Genomic DNA, 23,718 nt, shown 5'->3' with positions numbered 1-23,718 from the left:
GAAGCCGGCGCGCCATCCAAAGGCTGAGGCGATGAGTTTCCAGGGGACCGGCATCACCGCCCCCATCCGACAAAGCTCGACGGACCGTCGTAGACTTCGTGCCGGTCGGGATCGACGACGAAACCGAAACGGCCGATCTCATATTCGCCGGACGGAACGAGGAACCGGCGTTGCTCGGTCGCTCGGTCCCGGTGGCCGCCAAGCGTCGCGACAACCTCCACATGACGGTCGTGATGCTCGGACCTGATGGCGGAGATCACGATCCAGTCGCCCGCGTGCCGCGCATGAAACGCACGCCGATCCTTTTCATGAGACTGGCCGGGCGCGAGCACGGTTCCGAAGATTGCTTCCCAGGCATCGGGCCAGCTGTCTTTCACGGTCTGCTCGGCGCAACGCCGTTCGAAGCTCGTGAAGAGATGCGGAAAGGTGAGCGCGACGATCGCCCATTCCGCGTCTTCCTCATACCAGCCGCCGGGCCGGCGAAGTCGCCGGTCGACCTTCGCATTGCGGTCGATCGCAAGATGGAAGCCGCCATGGCCAGCGGTCGAATGGCAGACTACACCCTCGGCAAACATCGTCGCGCCCTGCGAGGGTCCCCACGGCGTGTTTGCGTGGGAGCGGATTTCTCGCCGTCCGAGCGCATACTTCTCACGGGCGTGCTCGGCCTGTTCGAGCACCTTGGCGCGGAACGCCTCTTGATCGGCGAGCACTCCGCCATGCCCGTAGAAGTCCTTGCGGACGAGCTCTTCAAGCGGGCGGCGTATTCGCCAGGCATGCCCAAGAAAGTGCGTGTCGGCGCGACCGGGTAGCATGGCAAAGGCGGTGTCGCCGAACTGTGCGACCGAGAACCCTTCGACGCTGGTGGCGAAACGAACCTTCGGCGCCAACGTCGAATCTGGCTCTTTTTGATCGGAGGTCATGCCGCCCTCCCCTCGCCGCCATCGGTGGCAGCTTCGTTGGCGGTCACTTCGTGCAGCACGGCACTGGGATAGCCGTGACGCGACAGCCACTCGTCGGCGGCCTGCCGGTTCTGGGCAACATGGACCAGTTCGCCGGCGTCACCGGGACGATCGAGCACGAGGATCGCGCCGGTCGTCGGCCGCTCGATAACCGAGAACGCGAGCCCGCTATCGACCGAGAAGGTCCTGAAGACCCGAAGTACGATGACGGCCTTGCTGGCGAAGTCCCCCTCGTGAAGCGTGAAGCTGGCCGGGATGGTGGTCTGGCCAACGACGGTGGCGGCCTGTTTCTTGACGAGCCGGCCCGAATTGTTGTGGCGCTCCCAGGCCTGGAGCTTACGGCGGTGCCGTTCGGGCGGGCGCGGCGTGCCGTCGGAGTAGCGGATGATCGCACCGAGCGGCGCGGTGTCGGAGATCAGTTGCGCGGACATGGGTGATGTCCTCCTTGTTCAAAGAGTGGAAACGAAAGCGCCGCCGGACGATGCCGGCGGCGTGATGTGCATTCGGAAGGAAAAAGACCGCTATTCGGCGGCTTCGCGGAAACCCTCTGAGACGGCATCCGGGTCGATGTCGCCCTCGTCCGGTTCGTCGACGGAGCCGTCGGCATCCCCGGCGTCGTCGTCCTCGACGATCTCGTTGTGGGCCTTCCAGTCGGCAAGTTCGTTCGCGTCGGGCGCGAACAGCGCGGACCCGTGGACGAAGCGCTCCTCCTGGAAGTGCTCGACAAGCGCGGCGCGGGTGTCGCGGACCTTGTTGCGCGGCAGCACCGACGTGTCCGCGCATGCGGCCTCGAGCGCCTTCCGCGAGAGGCACAGGAGGAAATCCTCCGTCCCCATATTGGGCAGGAAGCTGTCGGCTCCGACGACGGCGCCGGCGATCCGCGAGACGATGCCGCTGTTCGACATGTTGCGGCGGCACGACAGCACCTCGATCAGCACCGAGCGGACCGCGATGCGCAGCGTGTCCTGATCGAAAGTGAGATTGCCGGTTTCATCGACGAGCATCGCGGCATGGGGCGCAATCTGGCTGCGGAACGAACCGCTATTGCCCGATCCGCTATCGACGCGAACGTTCTGACCGGCGAAGGCGATGACGAGCAACGCCATCAGCGTGTCGTCCTCGATCGGTGCGCGTTGAAGCGCTTCGTGCAGCGCGTCGGTGCGGAAATCGCCGATCATGTCCTGCCCCTTCTGGGTGATATCGGGGCGCTGCGCCGGCGCGACGGCGCCGCGATCCCCACCCTTGCCTTTCGCCGACATTCCGTTCGCTTTTCGGGGCTCGGGCATCCGGTAGACGACCGACTGCACCTTGCCATCGCGGTCGAGATACATCGCCGTATGATCGGACTTTTTCGGCTTGCCGTAGACCCGCTCCGCCTTCTTCGGCAGTTCCGGCTGACCCCAATTGTTGGACTCGGTGATCATGCCGTTCTTCGGCAGATTGTTGGTCATCCACTCCTGCTGGGCGCCGAGGAAAGCCTCGACATCGGTGGTGTAGCGGCTGTCTTCGTCCGCAGGGGCGAAAAGGTCTTCGACCCAGGCGATGCCGTAGGCCTGTGCCAGCTTGTCATCGAAACTGGCATCGCGGGCATACATGCGGGTCTTGGAGAGACCATTGGCGACCGACCACCACGAGGTGGTTTCGTTCTTCTTCGGCTTGTGGGCCTTCCAGACTTCCTTCTGCTCGGCGATCGACGCGGCGGCAATGGTCCGGAGCTGACGCTCGTCCGGCATGTCGCCCTTGGCCATCTGGTCCAGCATGGCGGGTAGCACGTTGGCGAGAAGCCGGAGCTTCTTGATCTGCCGCACCAAAAGCGACAGCGCCGCCGCGATGCCTTCCTCGGTCCAACCGAGCGCGACAAGCCGCTCGATGGCCCGCCACTGATCGACCGGGTTGAGCGGTTCGCGGGCGATGTTCTCGACCATGGAGCGCATGGCGCCGCCGTCATCGGCAGGATCGGTCACGATGACCTCGATCTCCTCGAGCTCGGCCGCGATCGCACCTCTGGTGCGGCGATGGCCGGCCTGGATGATGAAACCGTTGCCGCCGTCGGCTTCGGGAGAGACGACAGGCGGCTGGATGATGCCGACGGCCTTGATGGTCGCGGCAAGCAGCGCATCGCCCTGCGGCGTGGATTTGGACTTGCGGGCGTCGTCGGGATTGTCCTTGAGCGCGTGCGGGTCGATCTTGATGATATGCATGGGAAGCTCCTGTTCGAGGATTGTGGATCCGGCACCGCGCCGGTTCCCTTTCTCGTCTTCCTCTCGAAGACATCCCCGGGACCGCGGAGCGGGCGGACCGGTGCAACTGCGGCCGAGCGTCCCTGCCCGGCCGGACGAGCGGGGCTCACAAGCCCTGCGAAGGACGACGGGCCGGGATGGCGCAGGCGGCGGTTGAGCGCCAGCGTCTCCGGTCCAACCGGTCTGCGACCGGTCCCCTCCCGCTCTTTCCTTCCTCAGGCCCCCTCCATGGCCTTCTTTCCCTCCTTCAGGACCTCGTCAGCCAGATCGGCCTCGATGGCATCGAGCTGCCGGCGCTTGTCGGCAAGCTCGTCTTCAAAGCCGAATTCGCCGCCCTGGCGGGACTGGTAGGACGCCAACCGGCGCTTGGCGTCGTCGAGCCGGAAGCGGTATTGCGACTGCTCGTCTTCGAAACTTGAAAGCACATGCTCGATGCGCGAGACCGCGCCGAGCGGCGTAACCGTCAGGGCGAGGTCGATGTCGGTCTCGGCGCCGGTCCGTGCGAGCGCGACGTCATACTGGAATTCGTCGTTGCCAAAGCGGTGGCCGGAGAAGACGAGATCGAAACCGCCGATATTGGCGATGGACTTTTCGTCTTCCTCCCGCAGATGCACGAGGGTCATGATTTCTTTCATTAGGGCGCGGCCGGCAGGCTTGCGCTCGGTGAAAGATTGCCCGGCAATTGTCATGGCGAAGGCGTCCCCTGACGTTGGAAACCGGCGCTCGATGTCCTTGCCGATCTCGGCGATGCGCCGCGTATCGTATTCGATATCGCGTTCGGCATTGCGGGTCTGCCGGCGGACGGCGAAGAGATCGTCGCGATGCGCCGCGCGCAAGCGCTCGAGCCGGGCGATATCGGCCTCGAGGCCAGCCTTCTGCATCAGGCGCTGATCGCCTGATGCAATGGCCTTGGCCATGGCAAACTGGTTGGCCTGGCCCTCGCCCAGGTCCTCCAGCCGGCGCACGGAGGTATCGCCGGAAAGGGCCGCGGCAATGAACCGGGCCTTGCGCTCGTTGTTCTGCCACATCTGCGCGTCCATCGAGCCTTCGGTGGCGTAGGCGAAGATATCGATCTCGTCGTGCTGATTGCCCTGCCGCTCGATGCGGCCCTCGCGCTGTTCGATCTGGGAGGGCAGCCACGGCACATCGAGGTGGTGGAGCGCCTTGAGGCGAAGCTGGGCATTGACGCCGGTGCCCATGGTCTCCGAGGAACCGATCAGGAAACGGACCTTGCCAGCATTGACGTCGGCAAAGAGCCGATGTTTGGCCTCGGTCTTCTTGTAGTCCTGCATGAAGGCAATCTCGGTGGCCGGAACGCCGAGCCGGACGAGTTCGTCGCGGATCCAGCGATAGGCGGAAAAGCCGCGTGATTTCTCGACGCTGATCGTGCCGAGATCGGAGAAGATCATCTGCGCCGCGCCGGGCAGATCGAAGGGTTTTCCGTCGCGGGTCAGATATTCGTTGTTGCCGGTCTCCCGCCAGATGCGGAAGCTGGTCTCGATCAGCTTGTTGAGCTTGTTGTCGGGCTCGTTGTCATTGTCCGGATCGACCAGCCGCAGATCGATCGCCGCATGGCGTCCGTCGGTGATGACCGAAAGCAGAATGTCGTCGCCGGGCTGCGCCGGACCCTCGCGTTTTTCGATCGCCTTGATGCGCGCCTCGAGGACCTGCTGATAGAGCTTGAAGTCATCCGTCGGCTTGGCGGTGACAATCTGGCGCTTGCCCGTCGAGACGGCGGGGATTTTCACATATTGCTTCAGATCCTCCGGCAGCACGACGTCGGCGAAGGAGCGGAACATGGCGATCAGTTCCGGCACATTGACGAAGGTGGCAAAGCGCGAGACGGGCTTGTATTTGCCCGATGGCTGCAGTTCGAGTTCGGTCGCCACGTCCCCGAAGGTCGAGGCCCACGCATCGAACTCGTGCAGGCCGCGCTCCTTCAGCGCCGCGAACCCAAGGAAGCGCTGCACCGAGAACATCTCGCCGAGCGTGTTGGTGATCGGCGTGCCGGAGGCCAGCACGAGCGCCCGGCCGGGGTTCTTCGTCTCGATGAACCGCGACTTCACATAGAGGTCCCAGGCGCGCTGCGAGCCGTTCGGATCGACGCCCTTGAGCGTCGACATGTTGGTGGCGAAGGAGAGTTTTCTGAACTCCTGTGCCTCGTCGACGATGATCTGATCGACGCCGATCTCGGAAATCGTCAGCAGATCGTCCTTGACCGAGCCGAGCGCCTCGAGCCGATCCCGCAATCCCTCCTTCAGCCGCTCCAGCCGCTTGCGCGACACCCGGTCGTCGCTCTCGACCCGGGTGAGCAGCTCCTCGTAGAGCGTGAGCTCATCCTCGATCATCTGCTTCTCGAATTCGGCGGGGACGGCGATGAACTTGAACGCGGAATGGGTGATGATGATCGCGTCCCAATTGGCCGTGGCGGCGCGCGACAGGAAGCGATGGCGTTTGTCTTTGGTGAAGTTGGTCTCATCGGCAACGAGGATCCGCGCCGTCGGATAAAGCGCCAGGAATTCGCGGGCGGCCTGCGCCAGGCAATGGCCGGGCACGACCAGCATGGCTTTCGAGATCAGGCCGAGGCGGCGCTGCTCCATGATGGCCGCCGCCATCGTCATGGTCTTGCCGGCGCCGACGGCGTGAGCAAGATAGGTCGCCCCCGACGAGATAATTCGCCAGATGCCGCGTTTCTGGTGGCCATAAAGAACAAAGGCGCCAGAGGCGCCCGGTAGCTGGAGATGGTCCCCATTGAAGGATCGGGGCGCGATATTGTTGAAGGTGTCGTTATAGACCCGCGCCAGCCGGTCGGTCCGGTCGGGATCGGACCAGACCCATGTCTGGAAAGCGGTCTTGATCTTGGTGAGCTTCTCCTTGGCCGCCTCGGTGTCGACGACATTGAGCACTCGCCGTTCGCTATCGCCGTCCTTCACGGTATCGAAGATCTGCGGGATCCGGCTGTTGAGGGCATCGGCGAGCAGCTCGCCGGCGTGCCGGCGCTTCGTGCCCCATTCCGAGGTGCCTTCGGCGCGATAGGCCAGCATGCGGGCATCGACCGTCCAGGAGGCGAGTTCCGGCATGTGCCGGATCGTGATGTCCGTGCCCATTGTCTCCTTCACGAAGTCGACGACATCCGAGGCGGGAATCCACGGCGCACCAAGCCGCGCGGTGATCTCGGACGGGCTCAAGTCTGAAGGCTGCACGCATTCGAGCGCCTCGACATTGCGGCTGTAGGCCGGGTCGAGCTCGGCGGCAGCCTCCGCGATCGCCAGCTTGTCGCGCACGGGACCGGAGAGGTACGCATCCGATGTCTGCCATGACCCATCCGCCGGATCACAATAGATCGCGCTGCCGAGTTCCTCGATGACGGACTCCCGGTCCTTGTGCAACAGCTCGGCGACATGATCGATGTCGACGTGGCCGCGTTCGTTGAGGACGACGGCGAGCGCATCGGCGGCGCTGGTGATCACCGGCGGCGACGGCGGCGCGATGACCCGCTCGGAAAAGATCGGGCCGGGCTTCGCGGTATCCGTATCGAGATCGTAGGTCTCGATGGAGGCGACCAGCCAGCAGTCCGGATCGTCGAGAAACGGTTGCAGGTTGGGGCGGCGATGCGTTTCCCGGGTCTCCCCCGTCGTCTCGTTCTCGGTGATCGACACCTTCGTGTGATTGATCGGACCGAAGTCGCGGACGAAGCTCGACCAGGCGATGCGCAGCTTCACTTGAAGATCCCGCCATGGTCGATCGGTCTCCTGGGCCTTGAGGACCGCGCGCACAGCGTCCCGCACGGGGATCAGCTTCCTCACGATGGCGATCTGCTTTTCGGAGAAGCCTTCGCTGGACCGGCCCTTGCGGACGGGAACCGGCGCGGGCGTGCCGCCGAGCACCTGCATCAGGCCCCTGGAGGCGTCGAAGACAAAACTGCCCTCCCGGACATGTGCATCCTCGGGTCTGGCGACATCGCTCAGGCTCGTCCCAAGTTCGAGATCGAAATCGATCACGTCGGGCTCCCCATCATAGAGGTCATCCGGAAGCGAGAGGATGGCCGCATCCAGATCGGCCGCGAGGTCGCTGTCATTGGGCAAGCAGGTATAGGTCTCGCCGAAGGGACCGGATGTGGTCGCGTGGCTGCCGAGCACATGATCGGGGTGGTCGGCGAACCAGCGATTGACGCGGATGGCCTCGCTGTCTTCGCTGGCGGGAATGACCTCGGCAAGGTCCAGCCAGCTCGCGTCGCCCTGTGGCTCTTCGGGCTTGCGCTTGCGAAAGAACAGGATGTCGACAACGACATCCGTGCCGGCGTCCTGGCGAAAACTGCCTTCGGGCAGGCGGATCGCGGCGACAAGATCGGCGGACTTGGCGATGTGCGCGCGGGCCGCGGCATCCGCCTTGTCCATCGTCCCCGACGAGGTGACGAAGGCGGCCAACGCGCCGGGTTTCAAAAGATCGATCGACCGGGCGATAAAATAATCATGCAACCGCAGACCCATCGAACGATAGGCGCAATCCGAGCGGACAGTCCGGTCCGAAAACGGCGGATTTCCGATGGCAAGATCGAAATGCGCCGGCAGGTCGGTCCGCGCGAAATCGCCCTCAATGAAGCGGGCGACCGGCTGCAGGAGCCGGGCGATCCGCGTGGTGACCGGATCGAGTTCGACGCCGGTGACGAACGAGGTTTCCCGCAACGCCTCTGGCATCAGGGCCGGAAACAGCCCCGTCCCAATGCCCGGTTCAAGAACACGGCCGCCGCGCCAGCCGAGCCGTTCGAGACCCTTCCAGATCGCCCGGATGATGAACTCGGGCGTGAAGTGGGCATATTGCGTGCAGCGGGCGAGCGAGACGTAATCGGCCTCGCTCACTGATGCCTGCAGCTCTTCGCCAAGGTCTTCCCACCCCTTGCGGAATCCTTCCTCGCCGGGCCGGGTGAAGATGGTGTTGGCGAGATCGGACGCACCGAACCCGGTGAACCGGATGAGGCGCGCCTGCTCTTCGGACGTCGCGGGCCGGTTCTCCCCCGCGATCGCCGCGGCGAGCGAGATGGCGTCGAGGTTGGCACGGGCGCGGGATTTCCAGCCCTTGGCCAACGATCGGCTTCCGGAAAGATGGAAGTTGCGGCCGCGCTCGGGCGCTTCGGCGACCTGTCGCTCCGCGGGCTGTCGACTCCTGGGCGGCTTGGCCGGTGCTACTGGCGGCGGCGTGTCTTCCTCGGGTTTGAGTGCCGGACTTTCGGCAAAGGCGGTCACGCCAAGGCCGAGCCCGGAGGACAAGGCCGAGCTACCGAACATCTCGAGGGTGAAGGGATCGTGGTCTGACATATTGGTGTCTCCTGTGATGCGGGCGCACGAAGCCGCGCCGCCAGGAGACCCGGCGGCGTTCGGAACGTGCTGATTGGAAGGGGGGTTGGAGGGAGATCAGAAAAAGTTGCAGACTTTTTCGGTTCGATCTCCCGGCCAAACAAAGCCAAGAGACCGGTTTTGCGAGCCGGGCTCTTAACGCGTGATCAGCGAGAACGAGATGTCGTTCTCGGTGAGCTGGATACCGAGATGGGTGATCCCAAAACTCCGGTTGAAGCTTGGGACCAGCAGATCCGCATCGATGAACTCGATGCCGTCATCGCCGCCGAAGTGCCGGCGTTTGTAATCCCACCAGTCGGTATCGCCCTTCGGATGGCATTCGGTCGAATAGACGACGAGCGGTTTCTGGCCCTCGGCGAGTTTGCCGTTGGAAATGATGTAGACCCCCTCGTCCCCGACGAGCCAGAAGCCGGGCTTCTCGCCCTCTCCCGGCCGCGTGCCGTAATAGGGATTGCGGAAGCCGCCATTGGCCGCGGCATCTTCTTCGCCGCGCGCGATGACCTTGCGCACCGCAAGAATCGGAAAGGTAAACATGGCGGACCTCACGCGGCTTCGGGCAGCGGCAGGTGGCGCAGATGCACCGGCAGCTTCTCGGAGATTTGCTGATCGGTCAGGCTCTCGAGCAGCTCAAACCGCGTGCCGGGCTTGCCATAAACGATGACGGTGCGTTTGCCGCGATGCTCGGGCCGGAAGTCGGCACCGGCGTAGCCGCGATACTTGTCATGCGTAGCGCTCCAGATGTGCTCGATCCGCTCGTCGCGGGTCATCGCCTTGACCGGTCGCCGCTCGCGCTCGACGATGGCGTCGCGCATGTCATAGACGGACCGCGGATTGGACAGATCGCAATAGGCGTGGAAGTACCGCGTCACACCGTTAATGCTCAGCGTATAGAAGACGCTGGTGATGCTGCCGGTCAGGAATTCGCGCATGGCGAACATTTCGCCGCGCATCCAGAGCGGCGGCAGGATTTCCAGCATATAGTCATGCTGGGCTTGCGCGATTTCGAACCACTCGCCGGCGTAAAGCTTGGCTCCGTCGGTCTGCCAGCGATCGGGTCGCTGCGCATGGCGGTCGAATAATCTGAACATCTGATGGCGGTCGGCGATTCCGAAATGGATCTTGCGGATGGGAGAGGTCATGGCGGGCTCCTTCGGGGCCTGTCACGGGCCGAAGCGCGGCGCACCCTCTTCGGCATCACCATCTTCTTCAGCCCTTCCGGACCCCTCCCCGCGGCCGCCTCTCCGTCCGGCCGGGTCAAGGGCCGGCGTCAGCCGGGCGGAGCTTCACCCTTGAGGCGGACGGCGGGCATGCGGCAGCCGTCCCTCTCCTCCTCCCTTCCATCCTTCTTTCTTCTTTTTGCCTTCAGATCCTCGTTCCAGTCCTCCAGCTCCGGCCGCAGCCGCACGAACCCGCAACCGGCATCGGCAGCGAGCGCCTCGAGCCTTTCGGCAAAGGTCTCCCCTTGCGCATTGTTGTCGGTGGCCGCGACCAGGAGAGCGTCTGCCCGAACGGCGAGGTCGAGCAAGGCCTCGGAACTCGCCGGCGACCAACCGCCTCCGGTGCTCAAATAGCGGGTGTCAGGGCGCTGTTCCTCGAGTGCTGCAAGGCTCATGGCGTCGATCGCCGCCTCGGCGACGCAAAGCCGCGGCCCATCGACGGGCCCGAACCGGAAGAGCACTTTCGCGCCGCCGGTCGCGAAACCACGCCAGTCCGGCCCGCGCTCTTCCCAGCCGGTCACGGCGCCCGTGCGATCGCGGTGCGCCGCCCACATGCTCCCCTGGGGGCCTTCGCGCAGGATATCCTGGGTGACGGCCGATCTCAGAATCGCTTCGGGAATGTCACGCTCGTCGCGCAGATAGCGCCATGTGGCTGATCCGCGCCAAGGCTTGCGCCGCGCGTTCCAGCGTTCGGGGATGGCAAGGTCGGGCGCGCGCTCGCGCGATTGCCGCTTCCATTCCGGTTCCGAAGGAACGAAGCCAACCAGATCCGCGACGACATAAAGCGCGGCAGCAAACGGGAGACCATCGAGATGCTCGACCAGGCGGAAGACATCGCCTTTGGCCTCCGACAGGGGATCGAACCAGCCTTTGCCGTCGTGAATGACGATGATGATGTCGTCGCCGCGGCGGTACTTGACCGCCCGGCGTGTGCTTTCCTTGGGGTCGACGGCAAAACCCGCCGTTTCCAGCACCGCGCCGCAGGCGACCTTTCCCCTCAGCTCTTCCAGGTCTGCTTTTTCCATTTACTCTCCGCGTCCGGCGCGGTCCTCTCTCCGGTTTCCGCTCCCTATTCCGTAGGGGCGAAACCCGGAGGCCGCGAAGAGCAAGGCAGGACAAGGGCGCTTCTGGCAAGCCGGCATTTGTGCCGGGTCGCATGTTTCGCTGCCAGGAGCGGCGAAGCCTCCCTTGCCGGCCGCAGCGCGCAAGCGGCACCAAGGTGCTCTCGCAATTCTCCAATCCTCCCGTCCGCCCCCGCGTCAGGGATGACAGCCCGGATGGGGGAAGACCGCGTGCGGGCTTCAGCTTTGCCAACAGCCCGGCCCGCAGGGCGACGCCCAACCTCATCAACCCTATCGGGCACGCGACTCTGTTTCTGACATACACCCGATATGATTGCAGCCCAAGTTGCCGTACAATCGAAAAAAGGTCGAACACTTGGAGGAGCGCTTCGATGTGGAAAACAATACTTGCAACGATTCCCGCACTCCTTGTTCTGTCCGGCGCGGCAATCGCTCAGGATTTTCACAGAGTGACGGTGATGGCCTTCAACGTAGAGAACCTGTTCGACACCGAGGATGACCCCGCCAATACCGGCGACGACACTTATCTCCCTTTGAGCGTCAAGCAGGCAAATCCCGACCACGAAACCAACTGCCGAGCCAATAACGACATCGATTTCTATGCCGAGCAGTGCATCACTCTCGACTGGAGCGAAACGGTTCTCGACCGGAAGATCGGCGCCCTCGCCGGCGTGATCGCGGCCGCCGCGCCATTTCCCGATATCCTGATCATGCCGGAAACCGAAAACCCCGCGATCGTCTCGCGGATGAACGACGCGTTGCCCGCCGACAGGCGGTATCAAACACTGGTCCAGCTCAATTCCACCTCGGTGACGAGCGACCGGGGCATCGACGTCGCCATCGCCAGCACGCTGCCGCTCGCTGCCCCGGCAATGGCGCACGCGGTCGACTTCGGTGACGATACCGAGCTTTGCCGGGGCACGCGCGACATTGTCGAGGCACCGCTGACGCTGCCAGACGGCAAGGTGCTGCACGTCTTCGGCGTGCATCTTCCCTCCGGCGGCAATCCGCTGACCTGCCGCGAACATGCGATGCGAACACTGATCTCGGCCCGCAATGCGCTCCCCCCGGACGCGCTGGCGATTGCAGGCGGCGATTTCAATCTCAACTGCAGCGAAACCAGAGGGGACCTGTTTGAGCGCATGGTCCGCTTCGGCAAGTGGGCTGTTCCACCGGAGGTGACGAGCGGCTGTGACGAACCGGGCACCAACAAGCACCGCAACCGCGGGTTCGGAACCTGGTTCACCTGGTCGTTTCTCGACTTCTTCCTTGTTTCCGAAAACATGCTCGCCGAGCAGCGCTCCATGTCCGGCTGGTTCGCCAACCTGGGATCCTTCCGGACGGTGGTGGTCAGCGCGGAGCAGATCGCGGCAAGCGGCGAAGGTTTCGTCTCAACGAAACGCTTCAACCCCGAAGACGGGACCGGGGTCTCGGACCATTGGCCGGTGATGATCGAGCTTGTGACGCGTCCGTAAGGACAAACCGTTGGGGCCCGAGCGATGAGATGGCTTTTCGTCGGTTGGGCATTGTCTTGTTGCACGCCGGAGCGCGTTTTAAAGTCGACCGAGAGCGCACCAGCAAAGTGCAGAAATGAGCGCGAATAGCGAAGTTGACGGAAACCGCAGGGGATGGATTCGGCCACGCATCGCGACTGCGATACTCAAGAGCGACAAGACCGCCGACAGACCTCCAAAAAATACCATTGCTGACCTGGTCATCTCGGCTGTCGCGCCCCAGGCGACCCACGCCAGGGCGAGCGACATGGCTGCCAGCAATACGGTCGCAATATGCCAGCAAAAATAGTTAAGCCACTTCGAAGCTCTCGGCAGACTCGTATCCGCCAAGAGTGGTGCGGCAACCACTCGGCCACCAATGAATGTGTGAACACAGAAAGTCAGGGCAGAGACAAATGCAGCGAGCCAGATCATCGGCTGGGCCTTTACTAGAATTTTTTTTCTATTAAATGTGACGTGTTATGGGACGGCGGTCAACCTTCGACGATGCGAGCGTTTTCGAAGCGCTTGGCCGATCCATGGCCGGGAATGGCAATGTCACATTGCAGTCGATTGTCGGTGCAACCGGGATTTCTATCGGATCGCTCTATCATCGATATGGTTCGCGAGAGGGGTTGCTGGCTCAAGCTTGGCTTGACTCGTTGGAAGCGTTCCAGGAGCGGTTCTTGCAGGCGATCCGCGCCAATACCCTACAAGCAGGTGAGAACGCCGCCCTCGCCACACCGCGCTTCTGCCGAGATGAGCATGACCGCGCACTCATACTCGCGTCCTGCCGGCAATCCGAGTTCCTGAGCGATGGTACGCCCACCCGGCTCGTTCATCAGATCGCGGAAGTGAATAGGGAGGCGTTTGCCGCCGTTCGTGCGTTCGCAGACCGGGAGGGAAAGGATTTGGAAACCTGTCAGATGGCGCTTATCGGCTTTCCACTCGGCGCTGTTCGGATGTACCTTCCGTCGCGCAAAGTCCCGAAGAGCGCTGACGAAATGGTGGCTTGCGCCTTTCGTGCGCTGATGGGGCACAGCTAGGGCGAACACCGTCTCGGCTAGCATTCTCACCCGCGTGACAGGATCCATGACACCGGCAAAGGCAATCTGCGCCCCCCGTTTGGTTCAGTCACTGATAGCGGAGTAAATCTCCCGATAGCTGTGTAGCTTGGTCGCGCCATTCGGAGGCCGGATGGTCGACTGCGGCACGATGAGGGTCTGCATGCCGGCGGTAAGGCCCGATTTCGCGCCACCGATGCTGTCTTCGATGACCAAAGCCTCATGGGGGTCCACCCCCAGCAGCCACGCCGCTCTGAGATAAGGTTCGGGTTCCGGCTTGCCGTGTCGCACGTCATTTCTACAGACGCTGATCGCGCCTGGCGCCGCCATCTGGATATGTCGCAGATTTGCGTCCGTGATGATCCTGTCGGAATTGGTCACGACGGCCTGCCGGACACCCTTGGCCGCCAGCAGGTGCCAGACCTCAACTGCCTCGGAGATGACGGGCACACGGTGCAGATTGCTAAAGTAGTATTCGTGCTTCAGCGCTTCCCATTCCGCATTCGAACAGGAAATGCAGAATTCATCGCAAACCATTGCGTAGAGCGCATCGGCGGACATGCCGACGGCGGCATCGAGAACATCCCTTCGAGGTTCCACACCGACTTGGGTCAAAGCGTTGGCGAGGGCCTCGAGCGCGATAGGCTCGCTATCGATCAACGTCCCGTCCATGTCCCATAGGACTGCACGCGCCGGCCGATCTCGACCATTGTCACGCGCATTCTCAAAGGTATCGGTGAATGTCATGACGGTCATGCCTTGCGAAGGCGGCTTTCGCGCAACATGCCCGCCTCCTCGAGAATGGGCGCGGCCACCGAGGTGAGATGCGAATTGATACGTTTGAGATCGCGCACGACATCGACATGCAGCGAGGTCGTTTGCAGCGTGTCCGGATAGCGTTTTTGCAGACGCGCCAGATGCCGTTCGACCGACCGGCGTTCCTTGCGACGGATCGAGACCTTACCTTCCATAAGACGGCGGGCGATCTGCGGGTCGCGATTGATGAAAACGTTCTGGGCGAGCCGGAGATTGTCGATCGTATCGCTGAAAAGCTCCTCGATCTCCCGCATGCCCTCTGGCGAATACTGCAGCTGGTTCTCGATCTTCTTGATGGTCAGCCGCGACAGGCTGCTATCGACGATGTCGCCGACATGTTCGAGATTGATGGCGTAGTCCATCACGGCGTTGAGCTGGTGCCGGGACCCCTCATCAAGCTTGGCGGCATCCACCCGGGCGAGATAGAGCTTGATTGCCCGCACCGCCGCATCCACCTCGTCGTCAAGCTTCAGCACTTTCCGGCACAACTCCTCGTCATTGGACTTCAGCGCGATCAGTGTCATGTCGAGCATCTGCTCAACCAGATCGCCGACGCGCAGCGTCTCGCGCATGCCTGACGCGAGAGCCGCAAGGGGGTCGGACAGGGCGGCCTCGTCCAGATGCTGTGTGACCGGAGGCTTACCTGCTGAGGTATCGCCGGGAAGGAAGTGGGCCATCATTCGGGTCAACGGACCGATGAGGGGAAGAAAGAGAATGGCTAGACCGATATTGAAGCCGAGATGGGCCTGAACGGTCAGCTGGGCCAGATCGATGCCGGTCGGGAAAAGCCCGACGATGCGGGCACTGGCAAGGAGTACAACGAGGGCGCCGAAAAGCCTGACAGTCAGATTGCTGACGGCAACGCGGCGCGCCACGATCCCTTCGGCCGCCGCTGCCATGACCGGCGGCATAGCGCCCCCCACATTGGCGCCGGCGACGAGAAGCAGGCACAATTGGGCGTCAATGCCGCCGGCCACCGCCAGCGACATGATGAACAGAACCACAGCCAAACTGGATGCAGAGAGCGCGGCAAGGGTGGCCGCCATGGCCACAGCGACGATCGGAGCATTGCCGAGCAGGCTGAAGAATGCCGCGACAGCTGTGGAGTCGCGCATCGGCCCGGTCGCCTCGTTCATAAGCCGGAGCGACAACAACATCAGCCCGATGGCAACGGCGATTTCGCTCAAGCCCCTGCTGCGGCGCGATTTGCGCGAACCGACTGTCACCCCGATAAGGATGAGAACCGGCGCGAGCCAGTGAAGGTCGAAGGCAAGGATCTGCGCAACCAGCGCCGTTCCGACGTTGGCACCCAGCATGACGGCCTGCGCCATCATCGGGGCGACCAGCTCCTGCGCGACGAAGGAGCTGATGACAACCGCCATTGCGGTACTGCTCTGCAGGGCAAGCGTTGTTACCAGCCCCGCCCCGAATGCCGAGAAACGGTTGCGGGTGCTCGCTGACAGGAAGTGCCGCAGTTGAGCGCCAAAAGCGACGTTTACGCCTGACTTCAAGAGCCGCAGACCCCAAAGCAACAAAGCCGCCGCGCCGAGTAGATCGATGAGAAGAAGGGTCGAGTTCATGCAAGAACCGCCCTTCTCTTGGAAGGTGACCGGTGGACGTGCGGGGAGGATCGCACGCCCACCGGTGCCCTGGCCGCGCCGTCCCGCAGCCAGGTGGTCGCCAGCGTGTTGAGCCGGTGCGCCCGTTGGCCGCGGCAAACATGACTGTCTCGCCTCGCAAAGCGGGATGCGCCGTCCGGACGTCTCATTTCTTCGCCTCTCCTCCACTCGCCTTTCAGCCTATAGATTGAGCGATATCGCTCAAATATTCAAGACACTAAGCCATTGAGCAACCTGCATAATATTTGCTCAATCCCGACGTCTATGCCCCAAGTCGCTGTAAAACAGTCATAAAACTGTCATGCATTGTTCACTTGACTCTGATGCATTTCGCTCGCTATGAGCGATATACGTCATTTGAAGCTTGGGAGGAAGACATTGCTTCACACGACCGAATCCCGTCAGGACAAGATCGTCGAGTTGTTGAACGAAGAACTCTTCGTGGACATTCGCACGCTGACCGAGCGGCTCGACGTATCGGTTGCCACCGTCCGTCGGGATCTTGGCGACCTTGAAGATGCGGGTCGCCTTCGCCGGACCCATGGTGGCGCCGTCGCGGTCAATCAGGTTGCGCTGGATCCCGCGAATGCGGACCGGGCTATCTCCCATCTGCCGGAGAAGAAAGTAATCGCAGAAGCGGCTGCCGCGATGATCGCCGACGGCGACACCGTGCTTCTTGATGCCGGCACCACGGTTCTCGAGGTAGCGAAAAAACTGTCGGGTCGGATGTCGGGTCGGACCGGCCTCACCTTCATTTCGAACGGTGCCGACATCGTTGCCGAGCTGACCCGCGAAGATTCAAACACTGTGTTTTCGGTGGGCGGCGAATATGCCGCGATCAACCGGTCGTTCCGGGGGCCGCTGGCGGAGAATTTCATCCGACAGTTCAATGTCGACAAGCTCATTCTCAACGCAGCCTCGATCGACCTAGACCGCGGTCTGATCTTCACCGGCTCGCCCGTCAACGCGAGCGTGCAACAGGCGATGATCGAGGTGTCCGGCCAGGTCATCGTCGTGGCGGACCATTCGAAGTTCACGAAATCCAGCTTTTCGGTTGCCGCAAAACTTGCGGATGTGGGGGTCGTCGTCACCGACGCCGGCGCCAAGAGCATCATCGACACGGTTCCCGAAAAACTGCGGAGGAAATTCGTCATCGCAAACTAGCGATCGACGGCCTTCGCCAATCGTCACCAGCAAACTGGGCAACACAGGGAGAAACCGAAATGCTCACAATTGAACGCAGAAAATTCCTCATAGGCACGGCTGTCGCGCTGACGGCCGGACTTGGTGCAAGCGCTGCACTGGCACAGGAAGTGAACCTGAACCTCGTGATATGGGATCCGGCACAAAGAGAGGGCGTGCAACTGGCCGTCGATGCCTTCGAAGCCGCCAACCCGGATATCAAGGTTACCCTCGAGCAGGTGCCCTCTGACCAGTATTACACCAAGCTCGACGCGGCTCTGGGCGCTGGCGAGGGGCCCGATGTGATGTGGCAGAGCTCGCGAGCCTCCTTCTACGTCGCCGGCGGCGCATTGGAGCCGCTCGACGAGTATATTGCCCGCGATGGCGTGTCTCTTGACGGCTACAATCAGACGATCGCCGGGCTCTACAACATCGACGGCAAGCAGTACGGCATGCCCAAGGATTTCGACGCCTGGACCATGGTCTACAATGCCAATGTCTTCGAAGAGCTAGGTGTGACGCCGCCGACAGCCGACTGGACCTGGGACGACATGGTCCGCATCGCCGAGGACGTCAAAGCCAAGCAGACCGATGGCGCCGACATCCCGCTTTACGTCTACTACAACTGGAACAATGGCGTTGCGAGCCTCGTGCATTCGCTGGGCGGCACGGTGATCAAGGATGGCAAGGGCAACATGTCGTCCGAAGAGGGCGTGAAGGCCCTCAACATGATGCGGGACCTTCAGGATCAGGGTCTGATCACAAAGGTGGCCGATTCCGCCGATCTCAATCCGGTCAGCGCGCTGATTTCCGGCACTGTGGCGATCGCGGAAATTCCATCATGGAACCTCAGCCTTCTGTCCAAGGCCGATGTCCCGGAAGGCACTTTCCACGTGCTGCATCTGCCGGCTGCCAACGGCGCCTGGATGACGGACACCAATGGCCTGTCCTATGTGATGAATGCCAATTCCGATCACAAGGATGAGGCCTGGGAGCTCATCAAGTTCCTGACCTCCGATGAGGGTGCGGTCCTTCATGCTCAAGGCGGCGCCGGCCTTCCCGCGAACGCCGCGCCTGAGGCTTTGGCCGCATTCGTGGAGGCGAACAGCGCGCTGGTCGGACTGGAAGACGCGCTTGCCGCACAGCAGCCCTACCCGCGCACGACGACGGCCTATCCGAAGGTGATCCCGCCCCAGCAGCAGATCAACAGCTCGGTCATGAACGACTTCTATGCCGGCGACATATCGGCTGAAGACGCCGCGGCGCGGATCGACGAACTGGTCACAGAGGCGCTCGCTCAATGAACCAAGTCGGTCGGAAAAACCCGGCTGGCGTTCTGACAGGTGTGCGCCGCGTCTTCGCGCGGCGCACCCTCGCCCAACGTGAAGCGATTGCCGGTTATTTGCTGCTGCTGCCGTTCCTCGGCGGGCTCGCGGTCTTCCGCTTTTATGGCTTCTTCTACAATGTCTGGCTGTCCTTCATGGATGCCGGCGCATTTGGCGCGCCGAAGTTCACCGGGCTGGATAATTATCGCAAGCTCATATCCGACAGCCAGGTCTGGCTTTCACTCGGCAATACGTTGAAATTCGCCGCCATTGCGGTTCCCGGTGTTGTGGTGGTGTCGCTGCTGCTCGCCGTCCTTATGCAATACCGTTTCCGGGGCGAGTCGGTGTTCCGGGCAATCGTCTTCCTGCCCGCGGTGTGTCTGCCGACCGCGCTCATTCTTGTTTTTGCGTGGATGTTTCAAACCCAGTACGGCGTCGTCAACGCCGCGATACAGGCGATAGGCGGAGATCCGGTCAGTTGGCTTGGCAGTTCTGCCGGCGTCACGACGGTCGTCTCGCTTCTGGTGATCTATCTTTCGTTCAGCGTGCCGACGATCATTCTTTATGCCGGCATGCAGGACATCTCTCCGGACCTTTACGAGGCAGCTACGCTGGATGGCGCCGGTCCGATCAACCGCTTTTTCACGATCACGCTTCCGTTGCTCTCGCCGTCATTGTTCTTCGTGATCATCACGACGGCCATCGGCACGTTGAAGCTTTTCGATGTCGTCTATGTTCTGGTGCCCCCGATCGACCAGTCGGTGTCCCTGAATTACGCGTTCACGCTGGTCTATTATTACTTCTATGTCGGATTCGTCACGATCGGCGGGCGCGGATATGCGGCTGCGATCTCGTTGTTCCTGCTTCTCATCATCATGGTTGTCTCGGGCATCTTGCTGCGGATGCAGCGCAGGCTTGTACACTACGGGGAGGACGGCTGATGGAACTCCAATATCGCGTCAGCTGGTGGACCTATCTGATCGTAATTGCCGTTGGGCTGGTGCTCGTCTTTCCGTTCGCCTGGATGTTCGCGACGGGCCTGATGACCACAACCCAGACCCTCCTCGTGCCGCCAAATGTCATACCGTCGCCGCCGACCCTTGAGGGAACTCAGGAGGTCTTCAACCGGATCCCGTTCTTCACTTTGCTGTTGAACACCATCATCGTTTCGGTCAGCCGGTCGTTCATCACCATCGTCGTTTGTTCGATGGCAGCCTACGCCCTTGCGGTCATCAAAGTGCCGGGCACCGGCGTGATCATGGTTCTCATCCTGGCTCTGCTCATGGTGCCAGGCGATGTGTTCGTCATCCCGAACTTCGCAATCATCGCGTCGATGGGCCTGACAAACACGTTGACCGCGCTTGTACTGCCGTCGGTGTTCGACGTGTTTGGCGTGTTTCTTCTCTACCAGTTCTTCCGTGGTGTACCGCGCGAACTGATCGAAGCGGCCCGCATGGACGGTGCATCGCATCCGCGCATCCTCGCGACGATCGTCATCCCGGTCGCGCGAAGCGGCGTGATCTCGCTCGCGATCCTGGCGGTCCTGTTCGAGTGGAAAGACCTGTTATGGCCAATCGTGGTCAACAGGTCGGCCGAGAAGCTCACCCTGGGGCCGGGCCTCGCCTTGCTCAGAGGCACCTACATCACCGACTGGAACGTTGTGATGGCGGCCGGCGTCATGGCGGCGCTGCCGATGATCATCATCTTCCTGGTTCTCCAAAAGCAATTCATCGCCAGTCTGGCGCGGAGCGGGCTGAAATAGCCCGTTTCCGCCATCCGGCGGCGCGGTCATTCAGGTGACCGCTCACCCGAGGTTCTCAATGTTCGATCTTCTTCCCTCTCGTTCCGGTCAAATTCTAATCTGCGGTCATCGCGGCCACATCGTTGACGGTCACGAGAACACCCGACCGGCATTTCGCCGTGCCGCCGAACTTGGCGCCTCGTTGTGCGAAATCGACCTGCGCATGACACGGGACGGGCGGCTGGTCGTCTTTCACGACGACATTCTCGACAATGCCTCGACCGGCACCGGGCTGATCTCGCAACTGGACTGTGGCGAGATTGCCAAGGCGCGCACGAAAGCCCGCACCGGACAATCCATCGAAGGCCAGCCGATCGAACCCGTCGAGGATGTGCTCGCCTTTTGTCGCGATCTCGGATTGGGGCTCATCGTCGAGATCAAGGACAAGGTCCATGACGATGCCTATCTCGAACAGGTGGCAAGCTCCCTCAGGCAAGCCGGGATGTTCGAACGCGTGCTGATCAGTTCCTTCGATTATGTCGTTCTGGGTGACATCAAGAAGGTCGCGCCCGGCATTCGCACGATGGGGATCAATTATCACCGCCTCGTGGAGCCGGCTGAAGCGGCCCGTTCGGCGTCAATGGACGTCATGAACACCGACTATCCGCAGTTCGCGCCTGACATTGCCGAGAACCTCCACGGCGCCGGCGTCGGCGTGAGCCACTATGTGCCGCGACCCGAACACTTCGCGCTCCGCCGGGACTACGGCGCCGACTATCACAAAGATCTCGAAGGCTATTTGCGCGACGGGCTGATCGACATGCTGGTCTGTGACGACGTCGCGTGGATGGTCGAATTCGCCGCAAGTTGCGGCCTCACGGTTTCACGGCCGTTTCAGAACAATGGAGGAGGAGACGCATCTCCTCAACAGACAAGAAGAGAAGCGGATCATGGCTGATATTCATCTCGAGCACGTTCAGAAATCCTTCGGCGCCGTAACGGTCATACCGGCACTGGATCTGGAAATCCCGGATGGCAGCTTCACGGTCCTGCTTGGTCCGTCTGGCTGTGGCAAGTCCACGATCCTGCGCATGATCGCCGGATTGGAAGCCGTGACCGATGGCGAAATCCGCATCGACGATCGGGTCGTCAATGACGTGTCCCCTGCCGAGCGCGGTTGCGCCATGGTGTTTCAAAGCTATGCCCTCTATCCGCACAAAACTGTTCGCGGGAATCTGAGCTATCCGCTCAACATGGCAAAGCTGCCAAAGAGCGAGATCGCGGACCGCGTCACCGAAGTCGCCGGTTTTCTTGAACTGACGGATCTGCTCGACCGATACCCCCGCCAGCTCTCGGGTGGCCAGCGCCAGCGTGTCGCCATGGGCCGCGCGATGATCCGCAAACCCGAAGTGCTACTCTATGACGAACCGCTGTCGAACCTCGATCTCGAATTGCGCGTGCGGTTGCGGCTCGAGATCGCGGAAATGCAACGAAAGCTGAAGACGACGGCGGTCTATGTGACCCACGACCAGACCGAGGCGATGACACTGGCCGACACGGTGGTCGTCCTGCGCTCCGGGCGGATCGAACAAGCCGGAAGGCCGCACGACCTTTATCACCGTCCCGCCAACATCTTCGTCGCCGGCTTTATCGGCACCCCGAAGATGAACTTCTTCAAGGTCGAAAAGGCCGAGAGCAAAGGCGGGAAGACGACGCTTACGATCGGCGGCAGCAAGATCGTTCTTTCGAAGAAACTTGAGCGCGATCCTGCTCAAATCGGCGTTCGGCCTGAGTATTGCGCCCTTGGCAAGGGCGCGGACAGCGCGACACCTCATGTGAAGCTCAACGATGCCCGCCTGGTGATCCAGGAAAACCTCGGCGACAGGAGCTTCGGTTTCATGTCGTCGCGCCAGGGTGAGGTCACCTATCTGATCGCCGAAGGCGCGGAACCTCCCGCTGAAGGGGACCAGGCCCTCAGTTTTCCGGCCGACAGGGTTCTTTGCTTCGACGGAGACGGCAACCTCATCGCGTGAGGCGCCTGTCGCCACATTCCCCGACGAGTTCGTCGCGTTGAGACCATCAGCTCGGTCCGCTTGCGGACCGGCATAGTGAAACAAGTATCCAAGGAGAAACCCCGATGCCGAGTGATCTGAACGGCTCGACGGCGCCCCAGAGCGAAATGGTGGCGCGCATCGAGGCGATCGCCCGGCAAGCCGGAGAGATCGCCCTGAGCCATTTCCGGTCGGCGGCCAGCAGTCCGGTTGAGGAAAAAGGTCATCTCGACCTGGTGACCCGAGCGGACAGGGAGGTCGAGGCCTTTCTCGTCGAGCGCCTGCGGGAGGCGTTTCCGGAAGACGGGGTGTATGGTGAAGAAGGTGGCGATGTTTCCGGCACCTCCGGACGAACCTGGATCATCGATCCGATCGACGGCACGTTTAATTTCGTGCGCGGCGGTCAGAACTGGGCGGTGTCCATCGGCCTGTTCGAAACCCGCCGACCGGTCTTCGGTGTCATCTTCTCACCCGCCCGCGACCTGATGCTGGCAGGCGGTGTTGAGATCCCGGCGCGGCTGAATGGCAAGGCGATGCCCGCCCTGCCAAATTTCAACCTCTCGCAAGGGTCGACGGGTATCGGGGTGCATCCTTCCATTGCCACCGAAGACCGGTTGGAACTGATCCGTTTCATCTCCGACGAGCTCCGCATCACCTTCCGCTGCAACGGCTCTTCCGCGGTCTCGATCGTCGAAGTGGCCATGGGCGAAACGGATGGCTACGTCGCCCTCGGAGATTCCACTTGGGACGTGATGGCCGGATTGCCGATCCTTGCCAGCCTGGGTGGATCGGACACGATCGACTGGGACCGTACCGCTCTGCAGGACAAGCTGCGCTTCGCCTGCGGGACCGAGGCCTTTCTTTCGAAGGTTGAGCCCCTTCTCCAAAGCGTGGCTCAAACGGCTACGACCATCATGACCGGACAGGATGCACATGGATCATCCTGACCTCCCTCCAGCTGACCTGAGGCGGCGGACCGCCGCTGGCCGCGGACTGGCGGATATTCGCCTCATGCAGGTGGAAGACGGCCCAGGCCGCGGCCAGCGTTTGCTCATGGTCAGAAACGCCAGGGGGATTGGATTTGAAATCGCGCTCGACCGGGGGTTCGACATTTCCAGCCTGACCTGGCGCGGCATGAATATCGGCTGGAACAGTGCCAACGGATTACCAATGCCGCATCCCGTCGACGCGGAAGACGGACTTGGCTTTTACCGGAACCTTGACGGGTTCCTCTTCACCTGCGGGCTCGACCATTACGGCGCGCCCCTTCAGGCTAGCGCGGAACATTTCATACACAAGCATCGCACCAAGGTCGTTCATCCGCTTCATGGCCGAATCTCGAGCCAGCGGGCAACGCTTGGCGGATATGGTATCGACTGGACCGCTAAGGAGCCGGTGATCTGGGCCGAAGCCACGGTCCGGCAAAGCGCGGTGTTCGCGGAGAACCTCGTGCTGCGCCGCCGCATCGAGCTCGGAGTCTACGATCGGACAGTGCGGATCGACGACGTGGTCGAAAACCAGGGGTTTCGTCCCACGCCGCACGCCATCCTCTATCACGTCAATTTCGGATATCCG

19 protein-coding genes are annotated in these 23,718 nt (G+C 62.1%); 10 read left to right on the top strand and 9 right to left on the bottom strand.

Features of this window, described 5'->3' with window-relative positions; translation table 11 throughout:
- Window positions 1-53 precede the first annotated feature (53 nt).
- The 7 genes from NIM86_RS16350 to NIM86_RS16320 form a co-directional block, all read right to left on the bottom strand.
- Window positions 54-920 carry a hypothetical protein gene (locus tag NIM86_RS16350; protein WP_253383711.1) on the bottom strand — a complete coding sequence of 289 codons (867 nt, stop codon included), beginning with the start codon at window positions 918-920 and terminating at the stop codon, window positions 54-56.
- Window positions 917-1,390, bottom strand: a complete 474-nt coding sequence (locus NIM86_RS16345) for a hypothetical protein (protein WP_253383710.1) — start codon at window positions 1,388-1,390, stop codon at window positions 917-919. The genes NIM86_RS16350 and NIM86_RS16345 overlap by 4 nt, the downstream gene beginning before the upstream one ends.
- Before the next feature lie 90 nt (window positions 1,391-1,480).
- Complete coding sequence (locus NIM86_RS16340; RefSeq protein ID WP_253383709.1) at window positions 1,481-3,160, bottom strand: ParB/RepB/Spo0J family partition protein; 1,680 nt, start codon at window positions 3,158-3,160, stop codon at window positions 1,481-1,483.
- 254 nt (window positions 3,161-3,414) lie between these two features.
- The gene (locus NIM86_RS16335; protein WP_253383707.1) at window positions 3,415-8,514 is read right to left on the bottom strand and encodes a DEAD/DEAH box helicase family protein; all 5,100 of its coding nucleotides are present in this window, start codon (window positions 8,512-8,514) and stop codon (window positions 3,415-3,417) included.
- 174 nt (window positions 8,515-8,688) lie between these two features.
- Window positions 8,689-9,087, bottom strand: coding sequence for a DUF3085 domain-containing protein (locus NIM86_RS16330; RefSeq protein WP_127601110.1), 399 nt, complete (start codon window positions 9,085-9,087; stop codon window positions 8,689-8,691).
- An 8-nt stretch (window positions 9,088-9,095) separates the two neighbouring features.
- Window positions 9,096-9,692: a DUF1419 domain-containing protein gene (locus tag NIM86_RS16325; RefSeq protein ID WP_253383705.1), complete on the bottom strand. Its 597-nt coding sequence runs from the start codon at window positions 9,690-9,692 to the stop codon at window positions 9,096-9,098.
- A 128-nt stretch (window positions 9,693-9,820) separates the two neighbouring features.
- Window positions 9,821-10,795 (bottom strand): DUF3991 and toprim domain-containing protein, encoded by a 975-nt coding sequence (locus NIM86_RS16320; protein ID WP_253383703.1) that lies wholly within the window; start codon window positions 10,793-10,795, stop codon window positions 9,821-9,823.
- Window positions 10,796-11,310: 515 nt separating this feature from the next.
- On the opposite strand from NIM86_RS16320, the gene NIM86_RS16315 reads away from it, so the two are divergent.
- Complete coding sequence (locus NIM86_RS16315; protein WP_371872938.1) at window positions 11,311-12,327, top strand: endonuclease/exonuclease/phosphatase family protein; 1,017 nt, start codon at window positions 11,311-11,313, stop codon at window positions 12,325-12,327.
- A 500-nt stretch (window positions 12,328-12,827) separates the two neighbouring features.
- Entirely contained in the window at window positions 12,828-13,391 is a 564-nt protein-coding gene (locus tag NIM86_RS16310; RefSeq protein WP_253383699.1) for a TetR/AcrR family transcriptional regulator, read from the top strand.
- Between the two features lie 84 nt (window positions 13,392-13,475).
- Here NIM86_RS16310 and NIM86_RS16305 read toward each other — a convergent pair whose 3' ends face one another.
- Together NIM86_RS16305 and NIM86_RS16300 are read right to left on the bottom strand one after the other, a co-directional pair.
- Window positions 13,476-14,156, bottom strand: a complete 681-nt coding sequence (locus NIM86_RS16305) for an HAD family phosphatase (protein ID WP_253383698.1) — start codon at window positions 14,154-14,156, stop codon at window positions 13,476-13,478.
- A gap of 5 nt (window positions 14,157-14,161) precedes the next feature.
- Window positions 14,162-15,805: a Na/Pi cotransporter family protein gene (locus NIM86_RS16300; RefSeq protein ID WP_253383697.1), complete on the bottom strand. Its 1,644-nt coding sequence runs from the start codon at window positions 15,803-15,805 to the stop codon at window positions 14,162-14,164.
- Window positions 15,806-16,222: 417 nt separating this feature from the next.
- On the opposite strand from NIM86_RS16300, the gene NIM86_RS16295 reads away from it, so the two are divergent.
- The 8 genes from NIM86_RS16295 to NIM86_RS16260 all read left to right on the top strand — a co-directional run.
- Window positions 16,223-17,008: a DeoR/GlpR family DNA-binding transcription regulator gene (locus NIM86_RS16295; RefSeq protein WP_253383696.1), complete on the top strand. Its 786-nt coding sequence runs from the start codon at window positions 16,223-16,225 to the stop codon at window positions 17,006-17,008.
- Between the two features lie 59 nt (window positions 17,009-17,067).
- Entirely contained in the window at window positions 17,068-18,330 is a 1,263-nt protein-coding gene (locus NIM86_RS16290) for a sugar ABC transporter substrate-binding protein (protein WP_253383695.1), read from the top strand.
- Complete coding sequence (locus tag NIM86_RS16285; protein WP_253383694.1) at window positions 18,327-19,292, top strand: carbohydrate ABC transporter permease; 966 nt, start codon at window positions 18,327-18,329, stop codon at window positions 19,290-19,292. Before NIM86_RS16290 ends, NIM86_RS16285 begins: the two co-directional genes overlap by 4 nt.
- Window positions 19,292-20,113 (top strand): carbohydrate ABC transporter permease, encoded by an 822-nt coding sequence (locus tag NIM86_RS16280; RefSeq protein WP_253383693.1) that lies wholly within the window; start codon window positions 19,292-19,294, stop codon window positions 20,111-20,113. The genes NIM86_RS16285 and NIM86_RS16280 overlap by 1 nt, the downstream gene beginning before the upstream one ends.
- 58 nt (window positions 20,114-20,171) lie before the next feature.
- On the top strand, window positions 20,172-21,050 hold the full coding sequence (locus tag NIM86_RS16275; RefSeq protein WP_253383692.1) for a glycerophosphodiester phosphodiesterase: 879 nt from the start codon (window positions 20,172-20,174) through the stop codon (window positions 21,048-21,050).
- Window positions 21,043-22,125, top strand: coding sequence for an ABC transporter ATP-binding protein (locus NIM86_RS16270; protein ID WP_305884470.1), 1,083 nt, complete (start codon window positions 21,043-21,045; stop codon window positions 22,123-22,125). Before NIM86_RS16275 ends, NIM86_RS16270 begins: the two co-directional genes overlap by 8 nt.
- A 104-nt stretch (window positions 22,126-22,229) precedes the next feature.
- Window positions 22,230-23,090 carry an inositol monophosphatase family protein gene (locus tag NIM86_RS16265; RefSeq protein ID WP_253383691.1) on the top strand — a complete coding sequence of 287 codons (861 nt, stop codon included), beginning with the start codon at window positions 22,230-22,232 and terminating at the stop codon, window positions 23,088-23,090.
- Window positions 23,077-23,718 (top strand): DUF4432 family protein (locus NIM86_RS16260; RefSeq protein WP_253383689.1); only part of this gene is annotated, 642 nt, incomplete at its 3' end. The genes NIM86_RS16265 and NIM86_RS16260, both read left to right, overlap by 14 nt.

Source organism: Notoacmeibacter sp. MSK16QG-6, assembly GCF_024158145.1.
Classification (GTDB): domain Bacteria; phylum Pseudomonadota; class Alphaproteobacteria; order Rhizobiales; family Rhizobiaceae; genus Notoacmeibacter.
The sequence above is the reverse complement of the archived record's forward strand: the minus strand, read 5'-3'. Positions and strand labels throughout refer to the sequence as shown.

What these genes read in the sequence shown, in the direction of transcription:
- NIM86_RS16320 (WP_253383703.1), bottom strand. Translation starts at nt 10,795, where the DNA reads ATGGAAAAAGCAGACCTGGAAGAGCTGAGGGGAAAGGTCGCCTGCGGC.
- NIM86_RS16310 (WP_253383699.1), top strand. Translation starts at nt 12,828, where the DNA reads ATGGGACGGCGGTCAACCTTCGACGATGCGAGCGTTTTCGAAGCGCTT.
- NIM86_RS16325 (WP_253383705.1), bottom strand. Translation starts at nt 9,692, where the DNA reads ATGACCTCTCCCATCCGCAAGATCCATTTCGGAATCGCCGACCGCCAT.
- NIM86_RS16275 (WP_253383692.1), top strand. Translation starts at nt 20,172, where the DNA reads ATGTTCGATCTTCTTCCCTCTCGTTCCGGTCAAATTCTAATCTGCGGT.
- NIM86_RS16350 (WP_253383711.1), bottom strand. Translation starts at nt 920, where the DNA reads ATGACCTCCGATCAAAAAGAGCCAGATTCGACGTTGGCGCCGAAGGTT.
- NIM86_RS16315 (WP_371872938.1), top strand. Translation starts at nt 11,311, where the DNA reads ATGGCCTTCAACGTAGAGAACCTGTTCGACACCGAGGATGACCCCGCC.
- NIM86_RS16265 (WP_253383691.1), top strand. Translation starts at nt 22,230, where the DNA reads ATGCCGAGTGATCTGAACGGCTCGACGGCGCCCCAGAGCGAAATGGTG.
- NIM86_RS16330 (WP_127601110.1), bottom strand. Translation starts at nt 9,087, where the DNA reads ATGTTTACCTTTCCGATTCTTGCGGTGCGCAAGGTCATCGCGCGCGGC.
- NIM86_RS16300 (WP_253383697.1), bottom strand. Translation starts at nt 15,805, where the DNA reads ATGAACTCGACCCTTCTTCTCATCGATCTACTCGGCGCGGCGGCTTTG.
- NIM86_RS16285 (WP_253383694.1), top strand. Translation starts at nt 18,327, where the DNA reads ATGAACCAAGTCGGTCGGAAAAACCCGGCTGGCGTTCTGACAGGTGTG.
- NIM86_RS16305 (WP_253383698.1), bottom strand. Translation starts at nt 14,156, where the DNA reads ATGACATTCACCGATACCTTTGAGAATGCGCGTGACAATGGTCGAGAT.
- NIM86_RS16340 (WP_253383709.1), bottom strand. Translation starts at nt 3,160, where the DNA reads ATGCATATCATCAAGATCGACCCGCACGCGCTCAAGGACAATCCCGAC.
- NIM86_RS16290 (WP_253383695.1), top strand. Translation starts at nt 17,068, where the DNA reads ATGCTCACAATTGAACGCAGAAAATTCCTCATAGGCACGGCTGTCGCG.
- NIM86_RS16270 (WP_305884470.1), top strand. Translation starts at nt 21,043, where the DNA reads ATGGCTGATATTCATCTCGAGCACGTTCAGAAATCCTTCGGCGCCGTA.
- NIM86_RS16345 (WP_253383710.1), bottom strand. Translation starts at nt 1,390, where the DNA reads ATGTCCGCGCAACTGATCTCCGACACCGCGCCGCTCGGTGCGATCATC.
- NIM86_RS16335 (WP_253383707.1), bottom strand. Translation starts at nt 8,514, where the DNA reads ATGTCAGACCACGATCCCTTCACCCTCGAGATGTTCGGTAGCTCGGCC.
- NIM86_RS16280 (WP_253383693.1), top strand. Translation starts at nt 19,292, where the DNA reads ATGGAACTCCAATATCGCGTCAGCTGGTGGACCTATCTGATCGTAATT.